The following is an 18,406-nucleotide window of genomic DNA, read 5'->3' on the forward strand; positions in this document are numbered from 1 at the left end:
ACCTGGAAAGATCGAGTCTACGGCGATCCCGCTGACGCGGGACATCGCGTTTGGCTGAAAGGGATACGATGCGGCAAGGATGTGCGCGCTGGCTGACTGGGCTGGCAATAGTGACGGGCATGGCGATCTCGGCTCTGCCGGCTCATGCCAAACAGACCAGCGAGCCGGTCAGGATCACGTCCTTCTCGGGAGCCTATCTCGCCGCGCGGATTGCCGAAGGCGACAACGATCTCAACAGCGCCATCTCCTATTACAAGCAGGCGCTCGCCTTCGATCCGAACGATACGGGACTGCAGCAGAGCCTGATGCTGTCGCTGATCGCGCAGGGGCGCTTCGATGAGTCCCTGGTCTATGCCGACAAGCTCAAGGCGGTTCCCGACGTCGAGCGCTTCTCGCGCCTGGCGCTGGCCATCGATTCCTTCCACAAGAAGGATTTCTCGAAGGCCGAATACTGGCTCAAGCTTTCGCTGGAATCCGATCTTGACCGGCTGATCTCCGGCGTCATGACCGGCTGGGCCAAGCAGGGTGCGGGTGACGCCCGCGAGGCCATGGCTTCAATCGACAAGCTGCAGGGCCCCGACTGGTTCGGTCTGTTCAAGTCCTTCCACCGTGCGTTGATTGCCGACGCCTCCGGCCTGCCCGACAGGGCGGATGCGCTCTACACCGCCACCCTGCAGGACACGGCGGCCGGTGGCGCCGCTCCCGAAACATGGATGCGCAACGCGCAGGCCTATGCCTCTTTCCTCGCCCGCAAGGGCGACAAGGCCAAGGCGCTGTCGGTGCTCGACCAGGCCGAGACGTTTGCGCCCGGCAAGATCGAGATCGCAGCGCTTCGCAACAAGATCAACAAGGGCGAAAAGATCGAACCCTTCGTTGCCGGTCCGTCGGACGGCGCCTCGGAAATCCTGCTCGATCTCGCCACCGCGCTCAACCGCGGCGGCGGCGAGCCGTTCGTGCGGCTTTATCTGCAATATGCCCTGGCGCTGAGGCCCGACAACGACGCGGCGCTCGTTCAGCTTGCCGCCGTTGCCGAGCAGTTGAAGGACGGCGAGGGGGCTATCGCCCTCTATCGCCGCATTCCCGCCGGCTCGCCGCTGAAGGAGCTTTCGGACCTGCAGCTTGGCCTCAACCTTGCCGATCTCGACCGCAAGGACGAGGCGATCGCCTACCTCAAGGCCATCGTCGATGCGCATCCCGACGATATGCGGGCCTATCTGGCGCTCGGCGGCGTCTATTCCTCGAAGGAGGATTTCCGCTCCGCCGCCAACCTTTACGACAAGGCGGTCGAGGTGCTGAAGACCCCGACCAGCGCCAACTGGAACATCTTCTACCAGCGCGGCATCGCCTATGAGCGGCTGAAGGAATGGCCGAAGGCCGAGCCGAATTTCCGCAAGGCGCTGGAACTCTACCCCGACCAGCCGCAGGTTCTGAACTATCTCGGCTATTCCTGGGTCGACAAGAACATGAACCTCAAGGAAGGCCTCGCGATGATCCAGAAGGCCGTCGACCTGAGGCCGAGCGACGGCTACATCGTCGATTCGCTGGGCTGGGCTTATTACCGCCTGGGCCAGTTCGATGACGCGGTGCGCGAAATGGAACGCGCCGTTTCGTTGAAGCCGGAGGATCCGGTGCTCAACGATCACCTCGGCGACGTCTACTGGCGCGTTGGCCGCAAGCTGGAAGCCACCTTCCAATGGAACCAGGCCCGCGACCTGAAGCCGGACCCGGACGTGCTTGCCGCCTTGCAGCAAAAACTGATGAAGGGCCTGCCGCCGATCGAATCCAACACGGCGCAGGAAACCCCGAACGTGAAGCCCGAGCCGGCGCCCGCCCCGAAGGGATAACCCGTCGCCTTGACGGTCGCGGAGCGGCACTTTACGAGGTGCCGCATCCCGCCGCTCCGTCGAGGCCGCCGTGACCGCTGATATCCCTGCCCACATGCATCCCAGCCGCTCGTTCCAGGGGCTGATCCTGACTTTGCATAATTACTGGGCGGACTACGGCTGCGTCGTCCTCCAGCCTTACGACATGGAAGTCGGCGCCGGCACATTCCACCCGGCCACGACATTGCGCGCGCTCGGCCCAAAACGCTGGAACGCGGCCTATGTCCAGCCCTCTCGCCGGCCCAAGGACGGGCGCTATGGCGAGAATCCGAACCGGCTGCAGCATTATTACCAGTACCAGGTGATCCTGAAGCCCAATCCGCCCAATTTGCAGGAGCTTTATCTCGGCTCGCTGGCGGCGATCGGCATCGATCCGCTGCTGCACGACATCCGCTTCGTCGAGGACGACTGGGAAAGCCCGACACTGGGCGCTTGGGGGCTGGGCTGGGAGTGTTGGTGCGACGGCATGGAGGTGTCGCAGTTCACCTATTTCCAGCAGGTCTGCGGCATCGAATGCGCACCGGTGGCCGGCGAGCTCACTTATGGGCTGGAGCGGCTGGCCATGTATGTGCAGGGCGTCGACAATGTCTACGACCTCAACTTCAACGGCCGCGAAGGCGCCGACAAGGTGACCTATGGCGATGTCTTCCTGCAGGCCGAGCAGGAATATTCGCGCCACAATTTCGAATTCGCCAACACGGCAATGCTGCTGCGCCATTTCCAGGACGCCGAGGCCGAGTGCAAGGCGCTGCTAGAAGCCGGCGCGCCTATCTCCCCCCTTGAGGGGGAAATGCCCGCGAAGCGGGCAGAGGGGGTCATCTCTGAAGGCACCTCAAGCCAGGCATCGAGCACTGCGCGGGCGACCCCTCCCGGCCAGACTTTGTCTGGCCACCCTCCCCTCAAGGGGGAGGGATACCACCGCATGGTATTCCCCGCCTACGACCAGTGCATCAAGGCCAGCCACGTCTTCAACCTGCTCGATGCACGCGGCGTGATTTCCGTCACCGAGCGGCAGAGTTACATCTTGCGGGTGCGCAATCTGGCCAAAGCCTGCGGCGAGGCGTTTCTGCTGACGCAGGCGGGCGGGCTTGCGGCCTAGCTCCAGGCGATTTCGGCAGGAGCGCTGATTGGCAATACGCCCTGGCCGCTGGAGCCGGCCATTGTCCGCAGCGCTTGCCTGACGCCGGGCATCGAGAACGTGCCATGCACCTGCGCTGTAAAACAGGCGCTGAGCGCAAGGATCTGCAGGAATATCGATGCCGTTTTCATGGTCGTTCAGCCAATAGCTCTCTGCCTGAGCGTTGGTCGCTTCAGCGCTGCGTTCGGTTCATGGAAATCTTTGACCCAAGGACGGACGGGCCGGGCCGTGTCCGACAGGCGGCTGAATTTTTTCGGAAATCGCCGTTGGACGCGCCGATCTTGCAGGGAAGGGTGACAGCGGCCAGCCGAGTTGCTATGCCCCGCCCGGACCATTTGCCGCGTGAGCACAATCAATGCCCGACCTGCTTTTAGAACTCCGTTCGGAAGAGATTCCTGCTCGTATGCAGAGGAAAGCTGCCGGCGACCTGAAGAAGATGATGACCGACGGGCTGGTCGACGCCGGGCTGACCTATGAGGCGGCGCGCGAATATTGGACGCCGCGCCGGCTTGCGCTCGACATTCGCGGCCTGACCGCGCGCTCGAAGGACATCAGCGAGGAGATCAAAGGCCCCTCGACCAAGGCGCCCGAGCAGGCGGTGCAGGGCTTTCTGCGCAAGGCCGGGCTTGCCTCGATTGCCGAGGCGCATGTTCATTCCGATCCGAAGAAGGGCGACTTCTATGTTGCCCATATTGCGAAGCCGGCCAGGCCGGCGGAGCAGATCATCGCCGAGCTGGTGCCAGGTATCATCCGCAACTTCCCCTGGCCGAAATCGATGCGCTGGGGGCCGGCTTCGGCCAAGCCCGGCTCGTTGCGCTGGGTGCGGCCGCTGCAATCGATCCTGTGCACCTTCGGCCCCGAAACCGAGGAGCCGGTGGTGATCGATTTCGAGATCGACGGCATCCGCTCAGGCAACGTCACCTACGGCCACCGTTTTCAGGCGCCGGGCGCCATCACGGTGCGCCGCTTCGACGATTATGTCGCCAAGCTGGAAGCGGCGAAGGTCGTGCTCGATGCCGACAGGCGCAAAGAGATCATTCTTGCCGACGCCAGGAACCTCGCCTTCGCCAGTGGGCTCGATCTCGTCGAAGACGAGGGGCTGCTGGAGGAAGTGTCGGGCCTGGTCGAATGGCCCGTCGTGCTGATGGGCGAATTCGAGCAGGATTTCTTGGCCATTCCGGCCGAGGTGATCCGGCTCACCATCCGCGCCAACCAGAAGTGCTTCGTGACGCGGTCACACAGTGCCGGCGAAGAGCTCTCCAACCGTTTCATCCTGACCGCCAACATCGAGGCCAGGGATGGCGGCAAGGAGATCGCCCACGGCAACGGCAAGGTGGTGCGGGCCCGCCTGTCCGACGCGCTCTATTTCTGGAAGACCGATCAGGGTGACCTGCCGGATCTCGACCAGTTGCGGGGATCGGCGGAAAAGTTCGGGCTTGATCTGAAAAAACCGCTCGACCAGCGCATGGCCCGCCTCGACCATCTCGGCGTCACCTTCCACGCCAAGCTCGGCACCCAGGGCGAGCGGGTGAAGCGGATTGCGCAGCTGGCCGAAGAACTGGCGCCGATCGTGGCGCGCGCAATCTCCCCCCTTGAGGGGGAGATGGCCGGCAGGCCAGAGGGGGTCGCTTCGGCTGGCGCGACGCGATCTGGTCTTTCGAAGAAAGAGGAAGTCGGCACTCCACGCGAGACGACCCCCTCTGTCGCCTTCGGCGACATCTCCCCCTCAAGGGGGGAGATTGCCGCGCTGGCGCGACGCGCCGCCATCCTGGCCAAGGCCGATCTCACCACCGAAGTCGTCGGCGAATTCCCCGAGCTGCAAGGTCTCATGGGCCGCAAATATGCGCTGCTGCAGGGCGAGCATCCGTCCGTTGCCGCCGCGATCGAGGAACATTACAAGCCGCAGGGTCCGTCAGATCGCGTGCCGAGCGATCCGGTTTCGATTGCGGTGGCGCTCGCCGACAAGCTGGATACGCTGGTCGGCTTCTGGGCGATCGATGAAAAGCCGACGGGATCGAAGGACCCCTATGCGCTCAGAAGAGCGGCGCTGGGGGTGGTCAGGATTTTGGTCGAGAACGGGGTGAGTTTGGCCGGTAGCCCGATACTAATTCGGCTCTTCAACCGAGTACTGACAACCCTATACCTTCGCGGGAAGTCTGAATCCTTCTCTCAAATAGAGGCGCTACCGAAGTCGGGAATTTCAGACGATTTTGTTGAGGATTTGGAAGGACGTTTTGGCGGGTCAGTGAAGGCAGTAGACGATAGCGACGATCTGGGAGTTGCGGAATTTTATCCCGGTTGGTCGGAGGAAAAGTGTTCAGATCTCCTCGCCTTCTTCCACGATCGCCTAAAAGTCTATCTCCGCGATCAGGGCGCGCGGCATGATCTCATCGATGCTGTGTTGGCAAGCGGCGCTGCCCCCTCATCCGGCCCTTCGGGCCACCTTCTCCCCGCTGGGGAGAAGAGGCGGGCGCCGGCGTTGGCGACCTCTTCTCCCCTCGGGGAGAAGGTGGCCGCGAAGCGGCCGGATGAGGGGGCTTCGTCCAACGACGATCTCCTCCAGATCGTCCGCCGGGTCGAGGCGCTCGGCTCCTTCCTTGACACCGACGACGGCAAGAACCTGCTTGCCGGCACCAAGCGCGCGGCGAACATTCTGGCGGCCGAGGAGAAGAAGAAAACGACGATCGCCGAGCATGTAGAGCCGGCTCTATTTCGCGAGGATGCCGAGAAATCGCTGTTTGCGGCGGTCAATCAGGCCGAGAGGCAAGCCGGCGAAGCAATTCAAAACGAAGACTTTTCCGCCGCCATGCTGGCGCTTAGCGTGTTGCGCGAGCCGGTTGATTCATTCTTTGAGAAAGTCCTCGTAAACGACGAGGACCAGGCCGTGCGCGCCAATCGCCTGGCATTGCTCGCCCGCATCCGTGCGGCGACCGACCGGGTCGCGGACTTCTCGAAGATAGCCGGCTGACATCCGAGAAAAAATCATCGCTGCCGGCCATTCGAGCCGGCTTACAGTCATATGCCGATGATCTCTGCGTGGCAAAAGGGACATGTTCCCAACCCACGGAGGCTTTCATGAATTCCGCTCACGACATCCAAGTGACAGAAGAGACCGAGACGCTTGAACCCACCTCCGAAACGACGCTCGACAAGGCCGCTGCCGTTGCGGTCGAGGCCGCCGATCTGTCGGACGATGAGGACGGCGACGACGAAGACACCGACGACGAAGGTACCGAAGACGATAAGTCGGCTACCCTCTCGGACGACGACGAAGAAGACGAGGAAGACGACGACGACAGCGTGAAGGCCGAAAGCGCCGGCGAAAAAGACGCTGATGACGACGAAGAATCAGACGACGCCGACGATACGGACGAAGAAGAAGCAGCCTGAGATTTCAGGCGCTTCACTCCGCTTCAGTCAGTGAACCAGGGAACCAGGGCGGCGCACTCGCGCGGCCCTGGTCTCCAATGTTTCTTCAGGCGTTATTGGGGCTTGTCGGCGGCGGGGAGCGGCGCAGGCTGCGGTGTTGCGGCCTCGGGATTTTGGCTTGCCACCTTTGGATCGGCTTTGCTGTCCGCGGCGGGCGCGGCAGCAGTGGCCGGCGCGGCTTTGGGCGCGGGCGTTGCAAAGGCATCGCCGACGATACCGCCGCGAATGATCATCGGCTTTCCGGTGAAGCCATGGCTCGGCTGGCTCGGGATCGCCGCGACCTTTTCATCGGTGATGTTTTCATCGACGTTGGGCAGCGTCTCGCCGGACGCGATGATCGACGGTGTTTTCGCCCGTTCGAGCGCGCCGGCACTGACCACCGAGGGGGTCGCCGTCGTTTGCCCGAGAAAAACGAGCGACGAAGCCTGTGCCGTGCTGGTGATAGCCGCCAGACCAAGCGCTCCAAGGATACGCACCGAAAGCATGACAATTCCCCTTGCCCAAGACGACGGCACCCTAGCCGAGGGCAATTGATGCCGGCTTGCGAGGAAACATTGCATTTTAGCGATTTGCGATTCGCCGACGCCCGGACTTGCTCCGCCGGCGTCGCCGTATTAGGCACCCGCATCCGTGAGGTGACGACAGTGGCTGAAATTTGTGCCGTCGGCGAGGCGATGGAAAGGGCGTTGGCGCTGCTCGAGAGCGGCGATGTCGTCGCCATCCCGACCGAGACCGTTTATGGGCTGGCCGGCGACGCGACCAATGGCGTTGCCGTGGCTCGTATCTTCGAAGCCAAGGGCCGACCTCGCTTCAACCCGCTGATCGCCCATATAGCCGATCCGGCGATGGCCGAGCGCATCGCGCTGTTCGACCCGCTGTCGGAAAGATTGGCGCAGGCATTCTGGCCGGGGCCGCTGACGTTGGTGCTGCCGCAACGGCCCGGCAACGGCATTCATCCGCTGGTCACCGCCGGCCTGGAAACGATCGCGCTGCGCATGCCGAAAGGCTTTGGCGGCGAGCTGATCGCCAGGTTCGGCCGCGCGCTGGCAGCGCCCAGCGCCAATTCCTCGGGCAGGATCAGCGCCACGACGGCCGAAGCCGTGGCCGCCGATCTCGGTCCCCGGATCAAGCTTGTGGTCGACGGCGGCGCGGCGCCGGTCGGGCTGGAATCGACCATCGTCAAGGTCGAAGCTGGAAAGCTGCGGCTGCTGCGGCCGGGCGGGATTGCCGCCGAAGAGATCGAAGCAGTGGCCGGGACAAAGTTGCTGCGCGGCGCTTCGGGCATCGAGGCGCCCGGCATGCTCGCCTCGCACTATGCGCCAGGTGCGGCAGTGCGGCTCAATGCTGCGGAGGTCGCACCGGGCGAAGCCTTGCTGGCCTTCGGCCGCCGCCGTGCCGAAGGCTGGCGCGATGCAGCCGCCCTGCGCAACCTGTCGGAGACCGGCGACCTGCGTGAGGCGGCGAGCAATCTCTTTGCCTACATGCAGGATCTCGATGCCAGCGGTGCCAAAACCATCGCCGTCGAGCCGATCCCGTTCGACGGGCTGGGCGAGGCGATCAACGACCGGCTTTCGCGCGCCGCCGCCCCGCGTGACAAGATCGATCGAGCACCATAGTTTCCACCCATGAACGACATTTCGCCGGATATCGACCCCGCCCTCATCGAGCGCTTTGCAGCCATTGTCGGCGACAAATATGCGCTGCGCGACCAGCAGGACATCGCGCCTTACCTCGCCGAGCGCCGCGGACTTTGGCACGGCAGGACGGCGCTGGTGCTGAGGCCGGGCAGCGTTGACGAGGTTAGCCGCATCATGCGGCTGGCGACCGAAACGGGCACGCCCATCGTGCCGCAAAGCGGCAACACCGGGCTGGTCGGCGCCCAGGTGCCGGACGCTTCCGGCCGCGAGATCGTGCTGTCGCTGTCGCGGCTGAACCGCATTCGCGAGATCGATACCCTGTCCAACACGGTGACGGTCGAAACCGGCGTCATCCTGCAGACGCTGCAGGAAGCGGCCGACGCCGCCGACCGGCTGTTTCCGCTGTCGCTTGCCGCGCAAGGGTCCTGCCAGATCGGCGGCAATCTTTCTTCCAATGCCGGCGGCACCGGCGTGCTCGCCTATGGCAATACGCGTGAGCTCTGCCTCGGCGTCGAAGTGGTGCTGCCGACCGGCGAGGTCTTCGACGATCTGCGCAAGCTGAAAAAGGACAATACCGGTTACGATTTGAAGAACCTGTTCGTCGGCGCGGAGGGCACGCTCGGCATCATTACCGCCGCCGTGCTCAAGCTTTTCCCCAAGCCAAAGGGGCGCGAGGTGGCGTTTGCCGGCCTGTCATCGCCGCAGGCGGCACTCTCGCTGTTCAGCCTGGCGATGGATCGCGCCGGAGCAGCTCTCACCGCCTTCGAGCTGATCGCCCAGAGGCCTTACGACTTCACGCTTCGCCACGCGCAAGGCGTGGTGCGACCCCTGACCGGGGATTGGCCGTGGTATGTGCTGATGCAGATCTCGTCGGGGCGCTCGGCGGAGGATGCAAGGGCACTGATCGAGGAGGTGCTGTCGGCAGGCCTCGAGCAAGGGATCGTCGGCGATGCAGTGATCGCGGCAAGCATTGCCCAGGGCGACGCGTTCTGGAATTTCCGCGAAGTGCTGCCCGAGGCGCAGAAGCCGGAAGGTGCCTCGATCAAACACGACATCTCGGTGCCGGTGGCGTCAATCCCGCCGTTCATCGAAAAGGCCGCCGGCGCCGTGCAATCGGTCAGCCCCGGCGCACGCGTCGTCTGCTTCGGCCATATGGGCGACGGCAACCTGCACTACAACATATCACGGCCGGTCGGCGGCGATGACGAGGCGTTTCTCGGTCTGTACCACGCCATGAACAAGGCCGTGCACGACGTTGTGCGCTCGTTTCACGGCTCGATCTCGGCCGAGCACGGCATCGGCCAGTTGAAGCGGGACGAATTGATCGCGACGGCCCCGCCGATGGCGATCGAGCTGATGCGCAGAGTGAAGGCCGCTTTCGACCCGGCCGGCATTATGAATCCCGGTAAGGTTATCTGATCCTTTCGCTGGCTTGCGCCGGTTCGCATTCCGATAACCATCCGCCCCAGATCAGCAAAATTTAACCGACTTTCTTAAGCGCGGGGATAAGAAGCCCGCGCTAATGTTTCTCCACAACGAGGCTGGGAAAACCGGCCCGGAGAACCGGAAACACCGGCTCTCAGGAGAAACAGGAAAGGCACGATATGAACACTGGACTGAAGCCAGTCTGGGCCGGTCGCAATATGCGCCTCGACCCATTCCGCCTGCCGCAGGTGGTGAGCTACGCCACGCGCGACGACTATGGCGACGTTACCTTCACCATCGACCAGCGCGGCGCGGTTATCCGCCGCACGCTGGAGATGAGCGGCGTGCCGGCGATCATCGCTCTGCCCGCCAACGCATTTCGCGGCGTCGCCGCCCGCGCGATGGAGGATCCGGATGGCAATGTCACAGTGACGCTTGAGCTTCTGCACAACGACCCGATGCTGTCGGTGCCGCTGCTGGTGGCCGACGATCTCGACGATGTCGCCGCCGACTGGCGCGCCTGGGCCGATGCCTACCGCCTGCCGATGCTTCTGATCGAGGCCGACGGCATTGCCCGCACGCTGGAAGAATCGCTTGGCGCCGCCATCAAGGCGCTGCCGGCGCAGGACCGCCGCAAGGGCCGCGTCTCGACCATGCGCCGCCCACGCTTCCTGGCCCGCCGCCGCGCCGGCGACCTCGGCCTCAGGCTGGTCATCGGCGGCGAGGAGCTCATTTCGCGGGAATAGCTACACCAGCGGCTTCAGCGCCACCCAGACCGCGCCGCCGATCAGGCCGAGGAAGATCAGCCAGCCGACCTGGTTGTTCGATCTGAACAGCCTTAGGCACTGGTCCGGATCGTCGATGTCGAGCACGGCAATCTGCCGTGCCATATGGGCGCCGGCGGCGATCAGCCCGGCCAGTGCCGGCACCGGTGCCTGCGCCGAGGCAAAGGCGATGGCGAAGCAGACCAGCGCTCCGCCATAGAGCCCGACGAGCCAGGCCTTGGTATTGTCGCCGAACAGGCGTGCGGTCGAGCGCACGCCGACGATGGCATCGTCTTCCTTGTCCTGATGCGCATAGATCGTGTCGTAGCCGATCACCCACAGGATCGAGCCGATATAGAGCATGACGGCCGGGCCATCGAGATCGCCGAACTCGACCGCCCATCCCATCAGCGCACCCCAGGAAAAAGCAAGGCCGAGAACCAGTTGCGGCCAGTTGGTAAATCGCTTCATGAACGGGTAGATCGCGACGATGACCAGCGAGCCGATGCCGAGCAGGATGGCGAAGCTGTTGAACTGCAAAAGCACGGCGAGCCCGACCAGTGCCTGAACGACGACAAATATCCAGGCCTGCCGGCGCGTGACCTTGCCGGCCGGCAGCGGCCGTGAGCGTGTGCGTTCCACCTGATTGTCGATATCCTCGTCGACCAAATCATTGTAGGTGCAACCGGCACCGCGCATGGCGAACGCGCCAAGAAAAAACAGCAGCAGATACCACGGCGCCGGCAGCAGCGAGAGCAGCGGATCCGTAGTGCGCGGATAGGCGCTCGCGGCAAGTGCAGCCGACCACCAGCATGGCCACAGCAGCAATTGCCAGCCGATCGGCCGGTCCCACCGGGCAAGCTGCGCATAGGGCCACAATCCCCGCGGCAGCGCGCGATAGACCCAGTGGCCGCTCGGCGCATCGGCGACGCGGCCCTGGGCCGCTTTCGACTGGACGGTTTCCATTTTGCTGGAGTGGCAGCAGAGGCGAATGCCGTCAAGCGTGAAGCATGCCCGGCACGCTCGCCACGCGCAATCGCCGCAGGAGCATCCAAATGTCTTGACCCGTCGGGCGGGGCGCAATAGCGCAGTCTTGATCGTGGAACGGTGAGGAATCTGGGCATGCGTGTTTTGCTGATCGGCTCCGGCGGACGAGAACATGCGCTGGCATGGAAGATCGCGGCGTCGCCGCTGCTGACCAAACTCTACGCTGCCCCCGGCAATCCCGGCATCGGCCGCGAAGCCGAGCTGGTGCGGCTCGATATTGCGGATCACGCAGCGGTGGTCCGGTTTTGCCGCGAGAAAGAAATAGACCTCGTCGTGGTCGGGCCGGAAGGGCCGCTGGTCGCCGGCATTGCCGACGATCTGCGCGCCGAGGGCATCCGCGTCTTCGGCCCGTCAAAGGCAGCGGCACGGCTGGAAGGCTCGAAGGGTTTTACCAAGGACCTTTGCGCCAGATATGGCATTCCGACCGCCGCCTATGGCCGCTTCGGCGATCTGGCTTCGGCCAGGGCCTATGTCGAGAAGGCGGGCGCGCCGATCGTCATCAAGGCCGACGGCCTCGCTGCCGGCAAGGGCGTCACCGTCGCCATGATGCTTGACGAGGCGCTGGCCGCGCTCGATGCCTGTTTCGACGGCTCCTTCGGCCAGGCCGGCGCGGAAGTGGTGGTCGAGGAGTTTCTCACCGGCGAAGAGGCAAGTTTCTTCTGCCTTTGCGACGGCACCACCGCACTGCCCTTCGGCACCGCGCAGGACCACAAGCGCGTCGGAGACGGTGACACCGGCCCCAACACCGGCGGCATGGGCGCCTATTCGCCGGCTCCGGTAATGACGCCGGAGATCATTGACCGCACCATGCGCGAGATCGTCGAGCCGACCATGCGCGGCATGGCTGAAACAGGCGCACCGTTTTCCGGCGTGCTGTTTGCCGGGCTGATGATCACTGACAAGGGGCCGAAGCTGATCGAATACAACACCCGTTTCGGCGACCCGGAATGCCAGGTGCTGATGATGCGGCTGAAGGACGATCTCCTGGTCCTGCTCAACGCCGCCGCCGACGGCCAGCTGGCGCACACCTCGGTGCGCTGGCGCGACGAAGCGGCGCTCACCGTGGTGATGGCAGCCAGGGGTTATCCCGGCACGCCGGAAAAGGGCTCGGTCATTCGCGGCGTCGAGGCGGCGGCAGGTGACGGTGTCGAGATATTTCATGCCGGCACCGCCATCAACGGCGGCGCACTCGTCGCCAATGGCGGCCGCGTGCTCAACGTCACGGCGACCGGCCGCACCGTCGGCGAGGCGCAGAAGAAGGCTTACGCCGCGCTCGACCGGATCGACTGGCCACAAGGCTTTTGCCGCCGCGACATTGGCTGGCTGGCGGTGGCGCGCGAGCAGGCGAATTGACGCTTCAGGCGGCCCTCAGCCTCAGCGCAGGCCGCGGTCGAATCCGGTCGAGACGCTGCTGACCGCATCGGCGGTGGGGGCAATTCCAGACACCGATGCCAGGCGCTCTTCGTTTCGCGTCCAGGCAACATATTCGGCAATCCCGCGCGGAAGGCTCAGCGCCGCCTTCGCCGCAGGCATTTGAAAGCCGCTGCTGAACCTGGCCAGGCGCGCCCTGAATACCGCGACCATCTCCTCGAAGCTTGCTGGCGTCACGCTAGCATAAGTGATGGCGCCGCCGGCGAGCCCGGCTTCGCGTGAGAGCGGCACCGGTATCGAGGCGAGGTAATCCGGCTGCACGTCGATCAGGCCGCCGAACGGCCATTGCGCGAGCAATTCCGTCGCGTTCATCGGCGCGACGTTGACGTCGATGTCGTTGGGCGTGCCCGCAACCCTGTAAGGACAGCGGAACCGGCCACAATTTGCCCGCGCCGAAAACTGCCAAAGCGCATAGCCTTGCCAATTGCCCATTGGAAAATGCACGTCGATGTCGGGCTTGTAGCGCGCGTACCACAGCGGCAGCCGCGACAGCAGCCGGTATTTGTACTTGTTGTCGGCGATATGCCTGGCGGTTGTTCCATTGGTGTAGAGCACCGGGAAGCGGCCAAGCCGCCGATGCACCTGGCGGACGAATTCCTCGGCGTCGTCGAGCGACATCCACTGCGTCGGGTCGTCGTCCTCGATGTCGAGGGCAAGCAGGTCGTCCGGCCCGGGTTCGGCGAAATCGATGAAATGATTGGCCTGGCCGACCGGATTGCCGGGACGGGCGAGGTGATAGGCGCCCCATTTCAAGCCAAGCGCCTTGGCCACGACCTTGCGCGTCTGGAACAGCTCGCGCGCCACCGCATGGCGCTTCCAAAGCGTCTTGCAGAGCCGTACCTCGGTCTCGTCGCCGAAACAGAAATAGGGTGGCGGCATGCCGTCGGACGCCTTGTTGATGAAGCCGACAAGGCGCTTGTCGGTAGCAAGCTCTGCCCAGTCGATGGAATTGTATTCGTAGGCGTCGACGACCAGTGCCCGGTCGGCATCCTTCCACGGTTCGGAGAAATCCGAGGCCTTTGCCGGCGTCAGCGTCAAGGTCACGGCCGCGACGAGGAGAAGCGCTGAGCGGACAAGAGGGTGCGCCGGCGTTTTCAAACAGCAGGTCCTTGCTGGCCAAAGCCCAATCCTGAACCGCCATGGTTAAGGAAATGCTTTCGGCTGCGGCCCGCGGATGACACGGCTCGGACAGCTTCTCCGTCGATGGTTTTGATCGTCGTCAATGGCGAGAGGGGATTTGAAACGGGTCGGGCGCCGGCACTTGCGGCAGCGTCCCCTCGGCCTCGCGCTTGCGATGATGGGCCAGCGAGCATTGTGGCGAACACAGAATGCCGCGATCCGACCAATAGGATGCGCCGTTCTCGATCTTACCTTCATGATAGCAAAAACCGGCCGCCCGGTAGGGCAGGCCGCATTCGATGCAGCGATAGGCGTCAGGTCTGGCGAGCACGGGCGGTCCGATCCGGTATTCTTGATTCCGCCGGTCGAACGTGTCCGGCTTTGCCGAATTTAGCCTGCGTCGCAGCAATTGCAAAATCTGCGTGACAAAGTTTGACGTTTACGTAAAAAGAACATGGACAGGGAAGCCCGAAAGCAGATGGTTTTGCCTCGGCACGGGTCTTAAGTTGACCTGCCGGACTGCGGGGGGCCGGACTGAGGAGGGCCGGACTGAGGAGGAGCGAACGGCATGTATCGGGCACCGGTCGAGGAAATTGCCTTCACGCTGAAGCATGTCGCCGGCTTGAAGCCGGCGCTTGATGCCGGCACTTTTGGCGAATTCGGCGAAGACCTCGTCGATGCCATTCTGGCGGAAGCCGGGCGTTTCGCCGGTGAGGAGGTGGCGCCGCTCTACAAGATCGGCGACCAGCAAGGCGCGGTGCTCAACGGCGCTGCCGTCAAGACGCCACCCGGCTGGAAGGAACTTTATCGCCGCTGGATCGACGGCGGCTGGAATGCCCTGTCGGCGCCGGAAGCGTATGGCGGCCAGGCACTGCCGACCATGCTCGGCGTCGCCGCGCTCGAAATGTGGAACTCGGCTGCAATGGCATTCGGCATCGGTCCGACGCTGACGATGGGCGCGGTCGAAGCACTCGACAAGCATGGCTCGCAGGCGCTCAAAGCCAAATATCTGGAAAAGCTTGTCTCCGGCCAGTGGATGGGCACGATGAACCTGACCGAGCCTCAGGCCGGCTCGGACCTGAATGCGTTGCGCGCCCGTGCCGAGCCGGCCGGCGACGGCACCTACCGCATCTTTGGGCAAAAGATCTTCATCACCTATGGCGAGCACGATTTCACCGACAACATTATCCATCTGGTGCTGGCGCGGCTGCCGGACGCGCCGGCCGGCACGCGCGGCCTTTCGTTGTTCCTGGTGCCGAAATTCCTGGTCGGCGACGATGGCGCGCTGGGCGGGCGCAATGACGTCTTCTGCTCCGGGCTGGAGCACAAATTGGGCATCCACGCTTCGCCGACCTGCACGATGATCTATGGCGATGGGTTCGAAGGCACCACGCCCGGCGCGATTGGCTGGCTGGTCGGCGAGGAGAACAAAGGCCTCGCCTGCATGTTCACCATGATGAACAATGCGCGCCTTGCCGTCGGCATTCAGGGCGTCGCGGTTGCCGAGGCGGCGACGCAGAACGCGCTCGCCTATGCCAATGATCGCCGGCAAGGCAAGGCGGCAAGCTATCGCGGTGCCGGCATGGCGCCGATCGTGCATCACCCCGACATACAGCGCAGTCTCCTGACCATGAAGGCGCTGACCCAGATTGCCCGCGCCATCTGCTATTCCTGCGCCCACGCCATCGATCTCGCGTCGGAGAGCGAAGATGCAAAGCACTGGCAGGAGCGCGCCAATCTTTTGACGCCGCTGGCCAAGGCGTTTTCCACCGATGTCGGCGTCGAGGTCGCCTCGCTCGGCCTGCAGGTGCATGGCGGCATGGGTTTCATCGAGGAGACAGGGGCCGCAGCACTTTATCGCGACGCGCGCATTGCGCCCATTTACGAAGGCACCAATGGCATCCAGGCGATCGATCTGGTGATGCGCAAACTGCCGCTTGGCGGCGGTCAGCATGTGCATGGCTACATCGCCGAGCTCAAGGCCGTCGCCAATGCGGTGCGAACGTCGAATGTTGAGGGCTTCGGCCGCACCGCCGATCGCCTCGATCAGGCGCTCGACGACCTGTCACAGGCGACCCGTTTCCTGCAAGACCTGCTCGACCAAGGCCGTTCGGACGAGGCGCTGGCCGGCGCGACACCTTATCTCAGGCTGATCTCGCTTGCCGCGGGCGGCGTCTATCTGGCGCGCGGCGCGCTTGCCGATCAAAGCCGCATCGCGCTTTGCCGCTTCTTCGCCGAGAACCTGCTGGGCGAGGTGGATGCCCTGAGGGAGCGCGTCGTCGGCGGCGCCGAAAGCCTCGCGGTTGCCGGCAAGGCGCTGATTTCAGCCTGACGTTCGCAACGTGCCGAAATTCACAAAGGATCGATCCGTGACAGACCACATCCTCGTCGAGCGCCAGGGCGCCATCCAGATCATCCGCATCAACCGTCCGGAGAAGAAGAATGCGCTGACCCGCGCTATGTACGCGACCATGTCGGCGGCTCTTACCGGCGGCGACGCCGATCCGGCGATCCGCGTCCATGTCTTTCTCGGCGTGCCCGGCGCCTTTTCGTCCGGCAACGACCTTGCCGATTTCATGGTTGTTGCCTTAGGCGGCGACGGCGGCTCCGAAGTCTGGGATTTCCTGATGGCGCTGGCCAAAGTGGAAAAGCCGATGGTTTCCGGCGTCGACGGCATTGCGGTTGGCATCGGCACCACGCTCAACCTGCATTGCGACCTGACCTTCGCCACGCCGCGCACGGTGTTCCGGACACCCTTCGTCGATCTCGGCCTGGTGCCAGAGGCAGGTTCGAGCCTGCTCGCACCGCAGATCCTCGGCCGGCAAGGCGCCTTCGCGCTGCTTGGCCTTGGCGAGGGCTTTTCGGCCGAGCGCGCGAAGGCCGCCGGGCTGATCTACGAGATGGTCGAGGAAGAGGCCCTCGAAGCATCGGTGTTGGCGGCCGCCGGCCAGATCGCGGCCAAACCGCCGCAAGCCCTGAAGATTGCGCGCGATCTGATGCGTGGCTCGCGCGACGACCTTGTCGACCGCATCGGCCAGGAGAGCGAGCATTTCCGCGAGCGGCTAAAGTCCGACGAGGCCCGCGCAGCCTTGACCGCCTTCATGACCAGGAAAAAAGCCGGCTAGACCTTCTGGCCTTGTATCCCATCGTGGACCCGTCGGCAGCAGCCGGCGGGTTCTCACCACGATTTCTTTGTCACATCGCCATTTTTTTACATTCGGCCTGAGCCTTTGCCGAAGACGTATCGATCATGAATGTCTTGCCTTTGGCGTCGGTCATCAACATCATGCAATGCTTGATCGGTTTCGCCATTTTCATCATCTCGGCGCTCATCTTCGAGTCGGGCATCATGGTGCCCATATGCCCATCGGGCATGATCGCCATGACCTCCCCACCCTTCATCATCGTCATTGTCCCCATCGCGTCCTCCGCAAAGGCCTGCGAAGCAAAAAGGCCGACGAGACCGGCCATCGTGACCAACCTGAGTGAATGCATTGCGTCCTCCTGAATTTGCGCCTGCGGCGCGTTGAGCCCCTTTCATGGTTCGTCCCCGCAAGCTGGAACGTTTCACGCACACGAGATCGTGATAGTGAGGGTGGAAACGGAGGGATCTCCAGTCCATCGCCACTGTGATTTTGAGCGGTTAGCAGCGGCGCAGAATTACAGCTCTATAGTGATCCTTCGCGCCGGCCGGACATCTCCCCACTGGGGTGTCCCCACTCTCATGATTGCTGACAATGGCCTTTGACATAAGCTGCAGCCCGCCGATCCGATCGGCGGTCGAGGCACTTGTACGGCGGATATGAGGTGCAAGAGGCGGGACTTGAACGTCGGTCAACAATCTCTCATCCGCGGGTCGAGCCGCATGACCTGGTTTCGTTTGGGGCTGCCTCTGTCTAGGTGGCGAGCGTCGAGGCTCATAGTGGGGACGAGGGCTCCCCGGCATTGTCCCGCCTCCAGCGCCGCATATCGCGCCGAGGCTGATGTTTGGGTTTTTGCGATCTCCTCTGCTGGCTGTCTGTCAAATAGTGGTCACGCCGCCTTTGGCGCGGATTGAACTGTGCAGGCGATCGACCAGATGAAGCCCACCATCTCGCGTGCGATGGCGACATTGACGACGTTCGCATTCTTGCCGCGCGCGCTCAGCCGACGATATCGGGTGCACAGTCGAACTTGCGCTTTCCACCCGATATCGCGAACGACTTTTGGCAGCGCCTCGATCCGGTCGACCTTGTGCCGGCTGATGCGCGCTCTCATCCGGTAAGCCCAGGCGGCTTCGACCAGCGCGCGCCGGGCATGAGTGTTGCCGGTCTTGGTGATGCCGCCGCGCCAGACGGTCTCGCCACTCGATTGTTCTCCGGGGACCAGGCCGAAATAGGCCATGAGCTGGCGGGGGGTTGAGAAGCGTGTGAAGTCACCGACCTCCGCGACCAGCACCACGGCATTGATCAGCGCGATGCCGCGCATCGCCTGCAAGGCGTCAACGACCGGGCGCTGGTTCCATTCCGGGAGCAGGCTGAGTATCTGTTCCTC

The 18,406-nt window shown here is 63.7% G+C and carries 17 protein-coding genes; 10 read left to right on the forward strand and 7 right to left on the reverse strand.

Annotated features, from left to right (window positions below):
- Nucleotides 1-68 precede the first annotated feature (68 nt).
- Nucleotides 69-1,844, forward strand: coding sequence for a tetratricopeptide repeat protein (locus NKI85_RS28295; RefSeq protein ID WP_352529308.1), 1,776 nt, complete (start codon nt 69-71; stop codon nt 1,842-1,844).
- Nucleotides 1,845-1,914: 70 nt separating this feature from the next.
- Nucleotides 1,915-2,982 (forward strand): glycine--tRNA ligase subunit alpha, encoded by a 1,068-nt coding sequence (locus NKI85_RS28300; protein WP_352529254.1) that lies wholly within the window; start codon nt 1,915-1,917, stop codon nt 2,980-2,982.
- Here NKI85_RS28300 and NKI85_RS28305 read toward each other — a convergent pair.
- Nucleotides 2,979-3,152 carry a hypothetical protein gene (locus NKI85_RS28305; protein ID WP_352529252.1) on the reverse strand — a complete coding sequence of 58 codons (174 nt, stop codon included), beginning with the start codon at nt 3,150-3,152 and terminating at the stop codon, nt 2,979-2,981. The genes NKI85_RS28300 and NKI85_RS28305 overlap by 4 nt on opposite strands.
- Nucleotides 3,153-3,376: 224 nt before the next feature.
- On the opposite strand from NKI85_RS28305, the gene glyS reads away from it, so the two are divergent.
- Both glyS and NKI85_RS28315 read left to right on the forward strand, forming a co-directional pair.
- Complete coding sequence (gene glyS / locus NKI85_RS28310; RefSeq protein ID WP_352529250.1) at nt 3,377-5,989, forward strand: glycine--tRNA ligase subunit beta; 2,613 nt, start codon at nt 3,377-3,379, stop codon at nt 5,987-5,989.
- Nucleotides 5,990-6,096: 107 nt separating this feature from the next.
- Nucleotides 6,097-6,411, forward strand: coding sequence for an ATPase (locus NKI85_RS28315; protein WP_352529248.1), 315 nt, complete (start codon nt 6,097-6,099; stop codon nt 6,409-6,411).
- Nucleotides 6,412-6,503: 92 nt separating this feature from the next.
- Here the strand turns inward: NKI85_RS28315 and NKI85_RS28320 are convergent, their stop codons facing one another.
- Nucleotides 6,504-6,830: a hypothetical protein gene (locus tag NKI85_RS28320; protein WP_352529246.1), complete on the reverse strand. Its 327-nt coding sequence runs from the start codon at nt 6,828-6,830 to the stop codon at nt 6,504-6,506.
- 264 nt (nt 6,831-7,094) lie between these two features.
- On the opposite strand from NKI85_RS28320, the gene NKI85_RS28325 reads away from it, so the two are divergent.
- The 3 genes from NKI85_RS28325 (at nt 7,095) to NKI85_RS28335 (ending at nt 10,258) form a co-directional block, all read left to right on the forward strand.
- Nucleotides 7,095-8,066, forward strand: a complete 972-nt coding sequence (locus tag NKI85_RS28325) for an L-threonylcarbamoyladenylate synthase (RefSeq protein ID WP_352529244.1) — start codon at nt 7,095-7,097, stop codon at nt 8,064-8,066.
- Between the two features lie 9 nt (nt 8,067-8,075).
- On the forward strand, nt 8,076-9,506 hold the full coding sequence (locus NKI85_RS28330; RefSeq protein WP_352529242.1) for an FAD-binding oxidoreductase: 1,431 nt from the start codon (nt 8,076-8,078) through the stop codon (nt 9,504-9,506).
- A 185-nt stretch (nt 9,507-9,691) separates the two neighbouring features.
- On the forward strand, nt 9,692-10,258 hold the full coding sequence (locus NKI85_RS28335; protein WP_023674094.1) for a DUF6101 family protein: 567 nt from the start codon (nt 9,692-9,694) through the stop codon (nt 10,256-10,258).
- Here NKI85_RS28335 and ubiA read toward each other — a convergent pair whose 3' ends face one another.
- The gene (gene ubiA, locus NKI85_RS28340) at nt 10,259-11,242 is read right to left on the reverse strand and encodes a 4-hydroxybenzoate octaprenyltransferase (RefSeq protein ID WP_352529240.1); all 984 of its coding nucleotides are present in this window, start codon (nt 11,240-11,242) and stop codon (nt 10,259-10,261) included. It abuts the gene before it with no gap.
- Between the two features lie 156 nt (nt 11,243-11,398).
- Between ubiA and purD the strand changes: the two genes are divergently transcribed.
- Nucleotides 11,399-12,676, forward strand: a complete 1,278-nt coding sequence (purD, locus tag NKI85_RS28345) for a phosphoribosylamine--glycine ligase (RefSeq protein WP_352779348.1) — start codon at nt 11,399-11,401, stop codon at nt 12,674-12,676.
- A gap of 21 nt (nt 12,677-12,697) precedes the next feature.
- Here purD and NKI85_RS28350 read toward each other — a convergent pair whose 3' ends face one another.
- Together NKI85_RS28350 and NKI85_RS28355 are read right to left on the reverse strand one after the other, a co-directional pair.
- Nucleotides 12,698-13,852, reverse strand: a complete 1,155-nt coding sequence (locus NKI85_RS28350; protein WP_352529236.1) for a glycoside hydrolase family 25 protein — start codon at nt 13,850-13,852, stop codon at nt 12,698-12,700.
- A 121-nt stretch (nt 13,853-13,973) separates the two neighbouring features.
- Nucleotides 13,974-14,204, reverse strand: a complete 231-nt coding sequence (locus tag NKI85_RS28355) for a hypothetical protein (protein ID WP_352529234.1) — start codon at nt 14,202-14,204, stop codon at nt 13,974-13,976.
- Between the two features lie 237 nt (nt 14,205-14,441).
- On the opposite strand from NKI85_RS28355, the gene NKI85_RS28360 reads away from it, so the two are divergent.
- Together NKI85_RS28360 and NKI85_RS28365 are read left to right on the forward strand one after the other, a co-directional pair.
- Nucleotides 14,442-16,205 carry an acyl-CoA dehydrogenase family protein gene (locus tag NKI85_RS28360; protein ID WP_352529232.1) on the forward strand — a complete coding sequence of 588 codons (1,764 nt, stop codon included), beginning with the start codon at nt 14,442-14,444 and terminating at the stop codon, nt 16,203-16,205.
- 37 nt (nt 16,206-16,242) lie between these two features.
- Nucleotides 16,243-16,998, forward strand: a complete 756-nt coding sequence (locus NKI85_RS28365; protein WP_352529230.1) for a crotonase/enoyl-CoA hydratase family protein — start codon at nt 16,243-16,245, stop codon at nt 16,996-16,998.
- 70 nt (nt 16,999-17,068) lie between these two features.
- On the opposite strand, the gene NKI85_RS28370 is transcribed toward NKI85_RS28365, so the two are convergent.
- Both NKI85_RS28370 and NKI85_RS28375 read right to left on the reverse strand, forming a co-directional pair.
- The gene (locus NKI85_RS28370; RefSeq protein ID WP_352529228.1) at nt 17,069-17,344 is read right to left on the reverse strand and encodes a hypothetical protein; all 276 of its coding nucleotides are present in this window, start codon (nt 17,342-17,344) and stop codon (nt 17,069-17,071) included.
- A gap of 561 nt (nt 17,345-17,905) precedes the next feature.
- A partial coding sequence (locus NKI85_RS28375) for a transposase (protein WP_352532801.1) occupies nt 17,906-18,406 on the reverse strand: 501 nt, incomplete at its 5' end.

The organism is Mesorhizobium sp. M0571 (assembly GCF_040320985.1).
Lineage (GTDB): Bacteria > Pseudomonadota > Alphaproteobacteria > Rhizobiales > Rhizobiaceae > Mesorhizobium.